The sequence below is a fragment of the Synergistaceae bacterium genome, from assembly GCA_017443945.1.
Classification (GTDB): domain Bacteria; phylum Synergistota; class Synergistia; order Synergistales; family Aminobacteriaceae; genus JAFUXM01.
The window spans coordinates 1-15980 of record JAFSXS010000001.1 but is presented as its reverse complement, the minus strand read 5'-3'; the positions used below and the strand labels follow the sequence as shown (position 1 = coordinate 15980).

Sequence of the window (15980 nt, the reverse complement as noted above, 5' to 3'; positions counted from 1 at the left end):
GTTCTGATTTATATTAAACTTGTCAGCATGTTTCTTAATAAATCGGCGTGCATTTCTCCGCGTTCTGACGGCTGAATATTATTTTGCTGTGTCTGAGAGTCTGACTCTTTTAGTGCTATCTCAATTAAAAGTCTCTCGCGTGCTGTGATTAATTCGCGGTTTTGCAGGTACTCTAATAATCTTTTTGCTTCATTGATTGATATAGAATCGCCGATTATGCTGCTTAAGTGCTCGTTTTTTTCTTCGGAGGTCGAACAACTTATCTTGAGAATCTTTATATAACCGCTGCCGCCTCGCCTGCTTTCGATTAAGTAACCTTGTTCGGGGCTGAATCTGCTTCTAAGGACGTAATTAATTTGACTCGGTACACAGTCAAAAGTTTCTGCTAATTCTTTGCGTCTTAGTTGTATAAAGTCTTCGTTTTCGGCCTCGTCTAGTAAAGCTAATAAATATTTCTCAATTTCACGTGTTAAATTATTCATGATTGATTCACCCTTTCTGAGTATGTAATTATATTTGCTAGGTCAGTGATAATCAAGATTAAAATTTTAATTTTTTGTTATCTGTGCGGACAATGTGTAACGAGTAATAAACCCTCATGCTGAAATTGTAATAACGGCCATAAATTTTTATTAAAGTCTTTCGGAAACGTGCATTACTGAATATCAAACGCAATAATTTATAATTCGACAGTATAATTTAATATAACAAAGGAGGCAAATTATTATGAAGCAAAAATTTATAACGTTCGGTGAAGTAATGCTCAGACTCACTCCCCCAAATTATCAGAAAATCCGCATGGCCAGTTTCTTCGAGGCGACTTACGGCGGGAGCGAAGCAAATATCGCTATTGCACTTGCAAATTTAGGGATCGACAGTACATTTTTTAGCGTCGTACCAAATAACTCACTCGGAAAAAGCGCAATAAGAATGTTACGAAGCAACGACGTACACTGCAGCCCGGTAATATTAAGCACTCCGGAAGAGACTCCGACTCACAGGTTAGGGACTTATTATCTTGAGACAGGCTACGGGATCAGGCCAAGCAAAGTAACTTACGACAGAAAACACAGCGCAATAACTGAATATGATTTTAGCAGCGTTGATCTTGATAAATTGCTTGACGGCTTTCAATGGCTGCACTTAAGCGGTATTACTCCGGCACTATCACAAAATTGCGCAGATTTTATTTTGTCATTCTTAGAGAAGGCGAAGGAGAAAAATTTAACTGTCAGCTTTGACGGTAATTTCAGAAGCACCCTTTGGACATGGAATGAAGCGCGCGATTTCTGCACACAATGCCTGCCGTTTGTTGATGTCCTGCTTGGAATTGAACCCTATCACTTATACAGAGACGAAAACGATCACAGCAAGGGTGATTACAAGGACAATATACCGTTACAGCCAAATTATGAGCAGCAGGACGAAATTTTTTCGCGCTTTGTTGAGAAATATCCGAATCTAAAATGTATTGCCAGGCACGTGAGATACGCTCATTCAGGCAGCGAAAATAGTTTAATGGCCTACATGTGGTATCAGGGACATACTTTCGAGAGCAGGACATTTACATTTAACATTCTTGATCGTGTAGGCGGGGGCGATGCATTTGCCAGCGGGCTTATTTATGCAATGATGAATAATTATAAGCCTATGGACATGGTAAATTTTGCGGTTGCAAGCAGCGTTATAAAGCACACTATACACGGCGACGGAAATATCACGGACGACGTAGAGAGCATTCAAAGTCTCATGAATATGTCATACGATATTAAACGGTAAAAGCAAAGTCAAGGGCGAAAACATTTTTTTGCATACGGTGCCGTCTGCGGGGCGTTGGCTGCTCCCGTTGGTCGCAGCAGAAAATATGTCGCGAACTTGCAAAATTAACGGCCGTTAGAATAAATCATTTACTCCAGCGGCCAAAATTTTTTGCTAGAATAATGCAGGGAATAACGCTTTAGGAATCGCAAGCCAGAAATCAGGGAAAATTATTAACAATAACAGCACTACTAATGACGAAATAAAATAAGGCAATGTCCCCTTGAAACCTTCTTCTATAGTTGTACCGCTTATCGATGAAGCAAGCAGCAAGCATAACCCATATGGAGGCGTTACGAGTCCTAGTGCTAACGTTACAATAATTATTAATCCTAAAATTATCGGGCTTATCTCAAGTGCTACAGCTGACGGCAATATTATCGGCACAAATAAAATCATCGCAGGTACAGCATCCATAAACGTCCCTATGAACAAGAAAAATAATACTGTTACAAGCAAAAATATTCCTTTACCGCCGGGCAGCGCTAAAAATAAATTTCTCGCTAAAATATTCAACTGGTAATAGCTCAATAATTCACCTAAAGCATTCGCAGTCGCCAGCGCAAATAATGACAGTGAAGCCATTTTCATTGTGTCAATTAAAATATGCGGGAGTCTGCTAATCTTGATTGAACCGTAAAAGAATATCCCGACTAATAATGCGTAAATGCAGGCAAATGCAGCTGACTCAGTCGGAGTAAAGAATCCTGACACAATACCGCCAATTAAAATTATAGGTGTCAATAATGCCGGCATTGATATTAATGTGTGCTTAAGAGCTACAGCAAACGGAACTTTTTCACTCTGCGGGAAATTTTTAGAGTTAGCATACATTTTTACAACGATCATCTGCGCAATTCCGAGCAAAATTCCCGGAACAATTCCAGTCATAAATAACGCACCCGTCGAACAGCTCGCTATACCTGAATACACGACCATTGTTATACTCGGCGGAATTATAGATCCCAGAGTCGACGACGCTGCAGTAACTCCTACTGAAGTGCCCTTGTCATAGCCCTGTTTCTCCATTGCAGGAATAAAAATTTTTCCTACTCCCGACGTATCAGCCTGCGAGGATCCGGAAATTCCAGCAAACACCATCGAGACTAATACATTTGCATATGCGAGACCGCCTTTTTTGTGTCCGACCAAATCACAAATGCACTCAATTAATTTTTCTGTTATTCCGCCCTCGTTCATCAAGTTTGCTGCTAAAATAAATAACGGCACGGCTAAAAGTGTAAAGCTGTTGAGGCCATTAAACATTTTCGTAAATACTACTGTGTTCGGAATAGCAGGAAGGCACGCAATACCCGTGAATGATACGATTCCAAGCGCAAAGGCGATAGGCACTCCGATAGCTATAAATCCTACGAACATAATTATTAATACAGTACCGAGCATTATTTATTTTCTCCCTTCATGAGCTTCCCGATTTTGTCAAATATCCCGTAAATTAAATAAATAGCTCCTGTCGCTCCGCAAATGGGAATACATAACCAAGTGGGCCCGCGCTTCATTGCCGGAATATTAACCCAGCGGAAATTCCAAAATTGTTTTGCTGCAATATATCCGTAATAGACCATTAAGACACAGAACGTAAGCACAATTAAATCTATAATAATTTGCAGGAATAATTTAGCTTTCTCGCTCTTCATTGAGTCTATAAGGCTGCTGAATGCAAAATGTGCGTTCGAATGCACCATCGCACCCGCTCCCATGAAAACCGCCCATATAAATGAATACATGCTGACATCTTCTGTCCACATCGCAGCGACTCCCATGTAACGGCATATAATTTGATAGACAACTACAACAAGGAAAATCAGCAAAAATAATCCGCCTATAGCAATTTGTATTTTCTGTAAGCCGTCATCTAATTTTTTCATGAAATTTTTTCACCTCTCATAAATAAAGAAAGACGGACATAACGCCCATCTTTCATAATTGAGTCTCGAAATATTTTATTACTCTGCTGCACGAACCATGTTTAATTGTTCCTGCATGTCGTTGGCCTTTGCAAATGCGTCTTGAATCGGCATTGCTATTGCTTTGAATGCTGCTATGTCAATATCGGCAAATTCTGTAACGATTGCTCCGTCCTTGATTGCGCGCTGCTTGGACTCTTCAAACATTCTGTAAGTTACTGCGCGTTCTTCTGCGGTGCTTGCCTCAACAGCTGCATTAATCCAATTTTTCTGCTCGTCAGTGAGTCTGTCGTAACGTTCGCCGTTCATCATGAATAAACGAGTCGTAAAATCGTGATGAGTCTCAGAAATATATTTTCCGTTCGCTGTCTTATGATGTTCTTTCTGAGTTAAATTTGTGTAGTCATTCTCTGCGCCGTCGACAACTCCCTGCTGTAACGCCTGATAGAGTTCGCCCCATGCAACGCTTGTAGGAATGGCCCCGCAATTTTTGAAAAATTCCTGCTGAACCTGTGATGACTGAGTACGAATGCTCAAGCCCTTAAGATCTGCCGGACTCTTTATTGCTTTCTTTGCGTAGACATCACGTACAGAAGAACTCCAGTAGCCCATGATTCTGAATTGATTATATGTCTTCTCAAGAACTATTTTACGCATTGCCGCGCCAAAATCGCCGTCAAGACATTTTTCCCAGTGAGCAAAACTGTTAAATAAATATTCGAGCGACAAAATATCAATTTCGGGGACTCCGATTGCTGTCATGAAACCGGGGGAAGCTACGATCAAATCAGCCGCACCCATTGTCAATTTTTCGACGAGCTCAGACTCATTTTCTCCGAGCGTGCCTTTGTGAACGGTAACTTGAATTTTTCCGCCGGAAATTTCCTCAAGGACTTCCTTAAATTTGTCCATGCCGAGACTATAAGGATTCGTAAAATCTGTCTGGTTGGACGCTACAATGAGCGTTAATTCAGGAGCCGCTAACGAAATAGAAGCCGACGCAAGCACTAAAGCAAGGGTGAAAGCAAATAAAACTTTCTTCATAATAGATAAAAGCCTTCTTTCTTGTGTGAAATATTTTGTTTTATAAACGATTATGCAAATTATATATTATTTCTCTACTCTAGCAACCAGTTGAAATTATTAATTTTCTCCCGCGTAAAATTCCGTGATTGTGTTGTTAGTCTGAATCAGCACTGAGCTTTGATTAAATTCGCGTAATAAATCATCTGCTGCCGAATGAACATTTTTTATATTTGTGTCGCTCAAATAAATTACAAGCGTGTACTCGTGCGAAATTTTGCCGTTATCGTCCGTCCAGCCTCCGAGAGCTTCTGTTACAGTAAAACCGCTGAAATGTTTTGCTAGAATCTCATCGAGCTTTATTTTGGCTTCATCATGATTGAAAACGGGATTATTTGAGTCTTTGTCATTAGTGCCGAGATACATAACAAATTGAACGTCTTTACGCATTTGCATTAACTCATAATAATTTAGTCCGGCAATACAGCAGGCAATAACCGCAATTATAAACGTTAAGACAGAAAACTTTTTTGACATAACAAATACACCTCACATAAAAATTTTTATAAGAATTATAATGCGCGAAAAATTATCTAACAAAAAATTTTTTCTTCGTGAAAATTTGTGAGTGCTTGAATGAGTCAACATTTTTGTATTAGTAAATGTATTAGTAATAATTGTTCGCTTGTGAAAATGGGAAAAATTTATTATGAAACGTTCGGAAAATATTTTATCACATTTAACATGTACGAGTAAAACGCGGCCCCGATGAATCATGAAGCCGCAATTTTTATATCATATCAGACCTTGAGCAATTCGCGTGAAAAATTTTATCAACGGTTCAGCATATAACCCGTAAACAAAAGCTCCCACTGCAAGAACTCCCAACGGCGCGAGCATTTGCAGACCAGGATCTTTTACGCCTTGATTCGCTGTCTTGAAGTCGAAATTTTTTCCCGGCATTATAAATATACTGAATATCGAGAAAATATATAAAACTGTAAGCACCGCAGAAATCATTAACATCGCAATCCCTGCATGACCCAAATTACTAGCTGCTGAAGCCGTGCCGAGCTGCCATTTTCCCATAAATCCCGCTGAAGGAGGAAGCCCGCACAATGCAAGTCCGGAAAATAATAAAGCTATTGAAGTTTTCGGCATTCCCACAACAAGCCCGCGCATGTCAAATAAATATTCCCGTTCAGTCTGGCACAAAATCGCACCCGCACAGAAAAATAAATTTATCTTCATGATTGCATGTCCGCCCATGTGAGTCAACGCTCCTACAAGCCCGTCAGGAGTCAATAATAATACGCCGATTAATATATATGAAAGCTGACTTATTGTCGAATATGCAAATCTGCGCTTTAAATGCTGTGTCGCTAGTGCCATTGATGACCCGTATACAATCGTGATACACGCAAGAGCAAATGCCGCCCATTGTGCCCACGTTCCTGCGAGTACTTCAGGCTCGAAAACGTACCATGTTAATCTAATTATCGCAAAGATTCCGGCCTTAACGACTGCTACAGCGTGCAACAATGCAGTAACAGGTGTCGGAGCTACTGACGCAGAAGGCAGCCACCCATGAAACGGAAAAATTGCAGCCTTCACACCAAATCCCAAGAATCCGAGAAACCATGCACACAAAAGCATATTGCTTGGCTCATTTGGCCAGACTCCGAGAGTACCTCCCAGCGTGAAAAATTCTCCGCCCCCTTGAGACATTGTGTAAGTCAACGCAATAAAAGCACTTGCAGCACCACCGACCGAATAAATTAAATATTTTCTGCCGGCATATCTCGCGCGCCCGTCCATTTCGTGCATCACAAGGGGAAGAGTCGTCAATGTCATAAGCTCATAGAATAAATAAAGAGTCAATAAATCCGACGCAAATGCAATCCCCGCGACTACTCCATATGTGAGAATAAACCACGCAAAAAAAGTTGTCTCCCTGTGTTCGTGAGTCATGTATTCAAACGCGTATAAACTCGTGAGAGGCCATAAAATCGCAATCAACACAGAAAACACCATTCCAAGACCGTCGAGTCTCAATGCAAAGCCGGCTTTCTCTGAGAGTCTAAACAGTGTCAAAGTGTTTGCGGGCGGATAAATCACAAGCAGTAAAATAATTGCAGTGTTAAGCAAAATTGACGCTTCAATGAAAAAATTTCTGTATCTGCGTTCTTGAAAGTTTAGAGTCGGCAATAATATAGCAGCTACGGCAGGAATTAATATCGGCAGCAATAAAAATTTTTCGTTCATGTTGTGAAGCCTCCTTCTAAATTTTGATTCTGACTCTGTCGGGATGTTCACCGCTCCAGCCTAAAGGGGGCATATTTTCAAGCTGTAAAATGTCTTCATGATCGAGCGTTATATTTTGTGAGTCGAGATTTTCGCGCATTCGTTCAAGACTCGAAGCCTTCGGAATCGGCATAACATTTTCTGACAGGTCAAAGCACAAACAAATTTGAACGGGGCTGACGTTGTATTTTTTCGCGAGCTTGATAATTAATTCGTCATTGAGGACTCTTCCCCGCCCGATCGGACTCCATGCCTGAACAAGAATATTTTGCGATCTATAATAATTCAGAGTAAATGTCTGAGTGTGTCCCGGATGAAATTCTATTTGAGCTATTGAAGGCGTAATTTTGCAGTGATTCAAGATATTTTCTGCGTGAATGGGCAAAAAGTTGCTGAGTCCGAGTGCTTTAATTTTCCCATGAGTAAATAAATCTTCCATAGCGCGCCAAGTTTGCAAGTCTAAATTTTTCCAGTCAGAAAGCTCTAAATCAGGTCTAGGCCAGTGAATCATATAAATATCAAGATAATCAGTCTGCAAATTTTCGAGAGTTTTATTAAATGCGCTTATAGTCTCGTCATAGCCCATGCTAGTTTTCCAGACTTTGGAGGCGATTATAATTTTTTCGCGTGATAAATTGCTCTGCTTGAGTGCCTGCGGGATAAATGACTCGTTCCCGTAAAATTCCGCCGTGTCAAAATATGTGTAACCGGCCTTTATTGCGTCAAGAATAACATCACTTGAAGCGGCCTTATAAGTCCCGAAGCCTATTGCAGGAAGTTCAAGCCCGTTATTGAGAGTAAATTTTTTCATGAGATTAGCTCCTCCTGATTTAGAGTTTGTATACATATTATATTCATTAGCACAAAACAGCAAAAAATAGCAGGTAATTTTTCGGGAATTTATGACAGTAAATTTGACAGATTTTGAATCATGATATAAAATTTGCGCTCGAAATCAATTCACAGAAATATTGCATTGAAAAACGACAATATCTTTTCGCAAACCACTTTTCAGAATACAACAGCCGGAGTGCAGTACAGACCCCGGCTTGAATAATTTTGCGCTCGTTATTGATTCAAGAACGCGTTGACTTTGTCTTTGACTCTTGATCCGTCAGCCTGACCCGCAAGTTTCTTCATGACAGTTTTCATTAATTTTCCCATATCTTTGGGTGAGCTTGCGTTAATTTCGTGTGCTGACTCTGCGATAATTTTATCGAGTTCTGAGTCGTCTAATTGTTTTGGCAGATAAGGCTCTAAAAATTTCACGTCGGCGAGTTCTGACTCTGCGCGGTCGATTGCTCCTGCTGATTTATATTGTTCGGCTGCGTCTTTGCGTTGTTTAATGAGCCGCTTTATAATCGTGTGAACGTCATCATCAGTAATTTCCGCTGATTTACCTTTGTCGGCCTGCAATTTTTGTAACTCGGCTTTGAGCATTCTAAGAGCTGATAATTTTTGCTCCTCGTGTGCTTTCATTGCCTGTAATAAATCTTTTGCTATATCTTGAGCTAATGACATTTTTATTCTGGTCTCCTATGTTCGGGATTATCGGGGATTCTGGGCTTCTCCGGTGCGCGTGGTGAATGATGTTCTACAGTTGATGAAGGATTATGCATACTCGGTTTGGGCGGTTCAGGTTTATTAACGGGAGCAGGAGTTGGCGCATTGTGAGTCGGTTTAGAAATTTCCGGCTTTGCAACAGGAGCGGGCGCAGGTTTCGGCGGTTCTGGTCTTGCAACAGGTGCGGGCTTGTTCTCAACTTTTGGCGACTCAGGTTTATTAACGGGAGCAGGAGTCGGCGCATTGTGAGTCGGTCTAGAAATTTCCGGCTTTGCAACAGGTGCGGGCGCGGGCTTTGGTGTAGGTCTAGGAGCTGCGGGAGCGGGTTTTGCTGCTGGTCTGCTCCATGCTGCTTTGAATAAATCTGCGGCGCGCTTGTAATTCTTTGCTTTAAATTCGTCCATACCTCTTTGGAAGGCGGAATCTTTTACGCTGTCGTTGCGGTGATTCGATATGCAGGCTTTTCTGAACCAGTAAGCGGCGTTGTAATAATTTTGCTTTGTGCCGTGTCCTGAATAGAATAATTCTGCGAGTCTATACTGTGCGTTTGCGTCGCCTTTGTTCGCTGCTTTGTCGTACCAGTAATAAGCCTGTTTGTAGTCGCGTTTGACTCCGTCGCCGTTGTAATAGATTCTGCCGAGTTCAAATTGTGAACCTACATGGCCTCGATCTGCTTCACGTCTTAACTGCTCGATTTTGTGAGAATTTTGCATACGGGGCTTGACGGGGACTCTTCGCCGTGCTGCTGCAAAAAGTGTATTTGCCGAGAAAGTTACAGCAAGAATAACGAGTAATAATATCGCGCGCTTATAGTGCTTTGACATAAATAAAACCTCCTGAAAATGTGTAAATTATTAGGGAGTCCGTTAATTTAGACTCCCCAGCATTAATTGCTTAGATCGGATTCCTGTGCCGCATTGATTTGCGTTTGCGGGCTGCCTCGGCGCGTTTGATTTTCTTTGCGTCACTGGGCTTCTCGTAGTGCTCACGTCTGCGGGCTTCTCTCAATGTGCCTACTCTGGCGACTTCGCGTTTAAATCTTCGGAGCGTATCTTCCAGAGTCTCGCCGTCTTTACGGGTTACTGTAGTCAAGTTACATTCCCTCCCTTCAGGATTCTCTGTACAGTCAGAAAGCTAGCCGGGGGGCCAGCCGAGGTTACGTCCTGCCAATAAATGCAGGTGAAGATGAGGAACTGTCTGTCCGCCCTGTTCGCCTGTGTTGATTACCATTCTGAAACCTTTTTCATCGAGGCCGAATTGTTTTGCGACCTTTGTTGCAGCATCAAGAAGGCTGTTCCATACGGAAGAATCTTTTACTGCAACGGCGGAGTCAAAATGTTCTCTCGGTATCACGAGAATGTGAACAGGTGCCTGCGGATTTAAATCGCGGAATGCGACGACTTTATCATCACTGTAGACGAACTCTGTCGGGATTTCTTTATTTGCGATCTTGCAGAAAATACAATCACTCAAAATTTTATAGCCTCCTTGAATTAACGTGTAAATTTTATAACAGATTAAGCTACTTAACAAATCATAGACTACGTATTTTTTTCTGTGCTGAATGAATGAATGTTGTATAATTAAATCAATCCGGCCGGGAGAGGTCGGACGAATCGAAAAAATAAAGGCCTCCGAAGCGGGGACGCAAACCCCACCTCAGTAAGCCTTCAACGATGACAAACCTTAGTGGGCAAGCCACCAACGAACAATCCTTAAAATAATTTCTAAGGCTGTTGCGGATATCGAGATTATCTGTAACAGCTTTATCATGCCGTCAAGAAAATCTTTCATGGCTGTCACCTCCTTTCGGCCAAAATAGGCTTCAGGAGATGTCCCCTAGATAGCCTCGTCCAGTAAATAAAACCTGAACGCCCCTCCGGAAAATATTTTATCACGTGCTGAATGAATGAATGTTGTATAATTAAATCAATCCGGCCGGGAGAGGTCGGACGAACTGAAGAAAAAATCAAAATCAGGCCAGTTGAAGCGGGGTCTTGAGAATCCCCACTACAGCATAAAGCCTGAAAGTGAAGATTGCTAACGTTTGAAAGCTCGGATTAAATCCGTTAAAGCTCGTGCAAGGTCAGTAATGGCTTTGACGAGTTTTATTATATTTCTCACGTTATCACCTCCTTTCGGCCAAAATAGGCTTCAGGAGATGTCCCCTAGATAGCCTCGTCCAGTAAATAAACCTGAACGCCCCTCCGGAAAATATTTTATCACGTGCTGAATGAATGAATGTTGTATAATTAAATCAATCCGGCCGGGAGAGGTCGGACGAATTGAAGAAATAAAGGCCTCCGAAGCGGGGATTGGAGCCCCACCTCAGTAAGCCTTCATAAACGAAAACTTAAATGTTAGTGGGTAATCAAGTAACGAATCACCCGAAGTATTATTTCAAAAACTGTTGCGGATAAAGAAATTATCTGTAGCAGTTTTATCATACTGTCAAGAAATTCTTTCACTGTTACTCACCTCCTTTCGGCCAAAATAGGCTTCAGGAGATGTCCCCTAGATAGCCTCGTCCAGTAAATAAAACCTGAACGCCCCTCCGGAAAATATTTTATCACGTATAATTATTAGCATTAATCACGAAGGGAGAAATTTATTTATGTGCGGTATATTAGGTTACACGGGAGACAGGCAGGCAGACTCGATTCTATTATCAGGACTCGCAAAACTTGAATACAGAGGCTATGACTCGGCAGGAATAGCAATTCTTGACAATAACAACGTGAAAATCGCAAAGAATAAAGGCCGACTCAAAGTCTTAGAAGAAAAAATTTCTGGTCAGGACATGTCAGGCACTTGCGGCATAGGCCACACTCGATGGGCAACTCACGGCGAACCTTCTGACACAAACGCTCACCCTTTATGGAGTGATGATGCAGCAGTTGTCGCTGTTCATAATGGAATAGTCGAGAATTATCGCGAAATTAAAAATATGCTCGCTAATTACGGTTATGAATTTTATTCGCAGACAGATACAGAAGCAGCCGTTAAATTAATCGACTTCTATTATAAGCAGGAAAAGAGCCCCCTAAAAGCTATCACTCAGGCAATCAAGAAAATTGAAGGTTCTTACTGTTTCGTGCTGTTGTTCAAAGATTTTCCCGGCGAGGTCTGGGGAGCGCGTAAAGATTTGCCGTTAATAGCTGGTCAGGGCAAGGGCGAGTCATTCCTGGCCTCCGACGTATCAGCCATTTTGCAGGACACAAAGCAGGTTTATTATCTCGACAATATGGAAATCGTGCAGTTAAAAAAAGGTGTCGTCAGATTCTTTGATACTGAAGGTTACGCAAAACATAAAGAATTAAGCGAGGTTACTTGGGACGCTCAGGCAGCAGAAAAAGGCGGCTTTGAACACTTCATGATGAAGGAAATTCACGAGCAGGCGCGCGCAGTTAAAGACACTTTCGGATCAGTATTTCACTCGAACAAAATTGATTTGGGCGATATGGGACTCAATGACGGGCAAATAAAATCTATCTCACAAATTTATATAATTGCTTGCGGGTCAGCTTATCACGCCGGGGCAGTCGCTCAATACGTAATAGAGGATCTCGCAAAAATTCCCGTCAGAGTCGAATTAGCGTCAGAATTTCGTTATAGAAGAATGCCGCTCGATAAAAACGCACTCGCACTCATAATTTCGCAGTCAGGAGAAACAGCAGACACCCTCGCAGCAATGAGACTCGCAAAGGAAAATAAAATAAAGACTCTTGCAATAGTAAATGTCGTCGGAAGTACTATCGCACGTGAGGCAGACAGCGTTTTTTACACGATGGCCGGCCCTGAAATAGCAGTTGCAACGACAAAGGCATACAGCGCGCAGTTAATTGCGTGTTACGTTCTTGCTATACAGTTTGCAAAGATTCGCGGGACTCTTGATGATTTGAGCTGTGAAAATTTAATCAGTGAGATTCAGAAATTGCCCGAAAAAATTGATGAGATTCTTGACGAGAAAGGAAGACTCGCGGAAATTGCCGAGAGATTCATAAATGCCCGCAACGCCTTTTATCTTGGCCGAAATATTGATTATGCCGTCGCAATGGAAGGAAGCCTCAAGATGAAGGAAATTAGTTATTTGCACTCTGAAGCATGTGCCGCAGGAGAAATGAAGCACGGGCCTATCAGCTTAATCGAGAAAAATATGTTGGTTGCAGGAATTATGACCCAGAAAAATTTATATCAGAAAATAGCAAGCAACATGTTAGAAGCTAAGAGTCGGGGAGCGTTTTTGCTGGTAGTGTCGACTCGAGGCTGTGAGGCGTTGAAAGATGAAGCAGATTTTATATTTCATATCCCGGAAACTGATGAGCATTTAGCAGCAAGTCTCGCAGTTATTCCGTTGCAGTTACTCGGCTATTATGTTGCAGTTGCCAGAAAATTGGACGTTGACAAGCCCAGAAATCTCGCAAAGAGCGTTACTGTTGAGTGATATGTGAAGGGTTTTCCGCCGCCGAGCAGGGTGGGTGGGTGGGGCGAGGCGGCGGCTTGACTCGGTTATAAATATATTCGCGCTTCTAATGGCTGTAATTCGTTGGGGCGCGCGTTTTTCTCACTGCAAAATATAATTTTCCCGGCGATATTGTCAGGAATCTTAACGGGCTTCAGCGAGAAATTTACAATTGTAGTAATTTTTTCCCCGTTTAGTGAACGCTCGAACGCAAATATTTCTTCACTGTCAGCAAAAATTTCGTGATAATCGCCTTCAAGCAAAATATTATTATTATTTCTGAATGCCAGCAAATTTTTATACCAGTTAAACACTGAGTCAGAGTCTTTTATCTCGTTCTCTGCATTAATCCTCGTATAATTTTCATTGACCGGCAGCCACGTTTTAGAAGTGCTGAATCCTGCATTAATTCCTGCGTTCCATTGCATTGGGGTGCGTGCGTTGTCCCGGCTGAAACGCTGAACAAATTTTATTGCCTCATCAGGTGTAAAGCCCTCACTAATCGCTAAATTATATTGTCCGTGCGAAGAAATATCGTCATAAATATTTATGTCCTGCCAGTTAATATTTGTCATGCCTAATTCTTGACCCTGATAAATAAACGGTGTCCCGCGCAAAGTTAATAAAATTGCTGCGAGTGCCTTTGCTGCTTTGTTAGTGTCTGCTCCCTCAGGAAAGAAATAATTTACTGCTCTAGGTCTGTCGTGATTCTCGAAAAAAATCGGGTACCATCCGTTAAATCTTGTTGCCTCCTGACTCGCTGAAATGGCGCGCTTCAAATCCGTTAATTTCCAGTTTATCGGCCTGCACCATATTTCTGAATTATTGAACGCTAAATTTGTGTGGCTGAACTCGAACAACATATCAAAGACTCCATAATCGCCGACCCATTGAGAAAGTTCATCAGGTGCGACTCCATTTGCTTCTCCGACCGTGAAAATATCATGACCGTCAAAAACTTCACGCTTAAACTCTCTCAAGAAATCAAGAATCCCCGGCGTATTTGCTGTCATTAAGTGAATATTTACTGAACCGTCTTTAGCGTCGGGTTTGCCGTCAACAAATTTTGCAGGTTTCTTGATGTAAACTATCGCGTCAATTCTGAAGCCTCCGACACCCTTTTTTATCCAGAAATTAGCAGCGTCATATAATGCCTGTCTCACGTCTTTATTTTCCCAGTTTAAATCAGGCTGTTCTTTCGCGAAAGTGTGTAAATAATATTGTTGTCTCTCTTCGCACCACGTCCAAGCACTACCGCCGAAAATTGCGCGCCAGTTAGTTGGGGGAGTCCCGTCTGATTTTGCGTCGCGCCATATGTACCAGTCTGATTTTGGATTTGTCCGGCTCGATTTTGACTCAATGAACCATTTATGCTGGTCTGACGTGTGATTATATACGAGATCCATAACAATTTTTATGCCGCGTTTATTTGCTTCTGCGATTAAATTATCGAAATCTGCCATTGTTCCGAAAGATTTATCTATATTCACGTAATCTGCGACATCATAGCCGTTATCAATCATGGGAGAAGGGTAAACAGGAGTCAGCCATAAAGATTTTACGCCGAGACTTTGTAAATAATCTAATTTGCTTGTTATGCCGTTAATGTCGCCTGTACCGTTATTATCTGAATTAGCAAAACTTTTCGGGTAAATTTGATAGACAGCTGATTTCTGCCACCATTTTAAATTTTGTTGTATTCTTTCCTTCATGATTAAGATTCTCCTCACGCTTTGATTGATTCTTGACTCTGAAATTCTGCCCGATTTTACAGCATTAATTATACCGTTGAAAGCTGCTACATAATCATAAGGCATTAACAGAACATCACAGCCCGCCTCGATTGCTAAAATTGCTGCCTCTTCTGACGTGTAATTATCTCTGATTGCGCGCATCATAAGTGCGTCAGTAATTATTACTCCGTCATAGTGTAATTCTTCGCGTAATTTTCCGGTTATGAGCTCATGTGAAAGAGTTGCAGGCAAATTATCGCGCGTTACGTTCGGCAAATTTATATGAGCTGTCATCATTGAGTCTGACTTGTTTAAATTCGCTTTGAAGGGTATTATCTCATTTTTCAAGAGTTCCGGCCAAGTTTTATAAATTGTTACTTTTCCTGAATGAGTGTCATTTGTTGTGTCGCCGTGTCCGGGAAAATGTTTAATGCTTCCTGCGATATTATGTGCGTGAAGGCCGTCAAGATATTCACTCACATTTTTTGCTACAAATGCGGGATTATTTCCGAATGCTCTATCACCGATTATTATATTTTTCGGGTTAGTGTTGACATCAGCGACGGGAGCAAAATTCATGTTGAAGCCTAAATTTTTGAGATATTGCGCGATTTGTTCAGCTGCTTTACGGGTTTGACCGGTTTTAGCGATTTCTTGTGCACTCTTGAATCTTGGAACGCTGAAAGATTCATGATTAGCTATTCGTGCTATTCGTCCGCCTTCTTCGTCGATTGCAATAACCGGTAAAATTTGACTCGAGTCTTTCAATGCCTGATTGAAATTTTTTATTTGCGCCGGACTCTCTAAATTTTTGCGGAACATTACGAATCCTCCCGCCGGAAAATTTTTCAGGGTCTCGATCATTACAGGATTAAATTTTTTGACTCCATACGCGTTTTTCTTGTCATTGTGAATAGATTCGAGCGTTAAATTTGTGTCTAGCTGGTCAGGACGAATAAAGAATAACTGTCCGACTTTTTCATTTAGGGTCATTGAATGCAAAATTTTTTCAGGGTCAAAATCTGCGTCTGCTCTCACTGTAAATATAAGCAAAAACAAAGCAATAAATAATTTTTTCATGAGTTAATAGCCTCCAGTGTGATCATAAGCAATTAAATTTTTACCACGCTCATGCCGAGTAGTGGGGGG

The 15980-nt window shown here is 41.5% G+C and carries 14 protein-coding genes; 2 read left to right on the top strand and 12 right to left on the bottom strand.

Features of this window, described 5'->3' with window-relative positions:
• Nucleotides 1-8: 8 nt before the first annotated feature.
• The gene (locus tag IJT21_00070) at nucleotides 9-482 is read right to left on the bottom strand and encodes a CtsR family transcriptional regulator (protein ID MBQ7576643.1); all 474 of its coding nucleotides are present in this window, start codon (nucleotides 480-482) and stop codon (nucleotides 9-11) included.
• Between the two features lie 244 nt (nucleotides 483-726).
• Between IJT21_00070 and IJT21_00065 the strand changes: the two genes are divergently transcribed.
• Entirely contained in the window at nucleotides 727-1779 is a 1053-nt protein-coding gene (locus tag IJT21_00065) for a sugar kinase (GenBank protein ID MBQ7576642.1), read from the top strand.
• A gap of 153 nt (nucleotides 1780-1932) precedes the next feature.
• Here the strand turns inward: IJT21_00065 and IJT21_00060 are convergent, their stop codons facing one another.
• The 10 genes from IJT21_00060 to IJT21_00015 all read right to left on the bottom strand — a co-directional run bounded on the left by IJT21_00060 (nucleotide 1933) and on the right by IJT21_00015 (nucleotide 10112).
• Nucleotides 1933-3222, bottom strand: coding sequence for a TRAP transporter large permease (locus IJT21_00060; protein ID MBQ7576641.1), 1290 nt, complete (start codon nucleotides 3220-3222; stop codon nucleotides 1933-1935).
• Nucleotides 3222-3707, bottom strand: a complete 486-nt coding sequence (locus IJT21_00055) for a TRAP transporter small permease (GenBank protein MBQ7576640.1) — start codon at nucleotides 3705-3707, stop codon at nucleotides 3222-3224. Before IJT21_00055 ends, IJT21_00060 begins: the two co-directional genes overlap by 1 nt.
• Before the next feature lie 78 nt (nucleotides 3708-3785).
• Complete coding sequence (locus IJT21_00050; GenBank protein MBQ7576639.1) at nucleotides 3786-4790, bottom strand: TRAP transporter substrate-binding protein; 1005 nt, start codon at nucleotides 4788-4790, stop codon at nucleotides 3786-3788.
• Between the two features lie 99 nt (nucleotides 4791-4889).
• On the bottom strand, nucleotides 4890-5306 hold the full coding sequence (locus IJT21_00045; GenBank protein ID MBQ7576638.1) for a DUF3574 domain-containing protein: 417 nt from the start codon (nucleotides 5304-5306) through the stop codon (nucleotides 4890-4892).
• 258 nt (nucleotides 5307-5564) lie between these two features.
• Nucleotides 5565-7034 (bottom strand): hypothetical protein, encoded by a 1470-nt coding sequence (locus IJT21_00040; GenBank protein MBQ7576637.1) that lies wholly within the window; start codon nucleotides 7032-7034, stop codon nucleotides 5565-5567.
• 16 nt (nucleotides 7035-7050) lie between these two features.
• A complete protein-coding gene (locus tag IJT21_00035) occupies nucleotides 7051-7884 on the bottom strand; it encodes an aldo/keto reductase (GenBank protein MBQ7576636.1) in 834 nt (277 codons plus the stop codon).
• A gap of 257 nt (nucleotides 7885-8141) precedes the next feature.
• Entirely contained in the window at nucleotides 8142-8594 is a 453-nt protein-coding gene (locus IJT21_00030) for a GatB/YqeY domain-containing protein (protein MBQ7576635.1), read from the bottom strand.
• Between the two features lie 2 nt (nucleotides 8595-8596).
• Nucleotides 8597-9460, bottom strand: coding sequence for an SEL1-like repeat protein (locus IJT21_00025; protein ID MBQ7576634.1), 864 nt, complete (start codon nucleotides 9458-9460; stop codon nucleotides 8597-8599).
• Between the two features lie 70 nt (nucleotides 9461-9530).
• The gene (locus IJT21_00020) at nucleotides 9531-9728 is read right to left on the bottom strand and encodes a 30S ribosomal protein S21 (protein MBQ7576633.1); all 198 of its coding nucleotides are present in this window, start codon (nucleotides 9726-9728) and stop codon (nucleotides 9531-9533) included.
• A gap of 42 nt (nucleotides 9729-9770) precedes the next feature.
• On the bottom strand, nucleotides 9771-10112 hold the full coding sequence (locus tag IJT21_00015; protein ID MBQ7576632.1) for a histidine triad nucleotide-binding protein: 342 nt from the start codon (nucleotides 10110-10112) through the stop codon (nucleotides 9771-9773).
• Nucleotides 10113-11250: 1138 nt separating this feature from the next.
• Here IJT21_00015 and glmS point away from each other — a divergent pair.
• Nucleotides 11251-13080: a glutamine--fructose-6-phosphate transaminase (isomerizing) gene (glmS, locus tag IJT21_00010; protein MBQ7576631.1), complete on the top strand. Its 1830-nt coding sequence runs from the start codon at nucleotides 11251-11253 to the stop codon at nucleotides 13078-13080.
• 65 nt (nucleotides 13081-13145) lie between these two features.
• Here the strand turns inward: glmS and IJT21_00005 are convergent, their stop codons facing one another.
• Nucleotides 13146-15911 carry a hypothetical protein gene (locus IJT21_00005; GenBank protein MBQ7576630.1) on the bottom strand — a complete coding sequence of 922 codons (2766 nt, stop codon included), beginning with the start codon at nucleotides 15909-15911 and terminating at the stop codon, nucleotides 13146-13148.
• Nucleotides 15912-15980 lie beyond the last annotated feature (69 nt).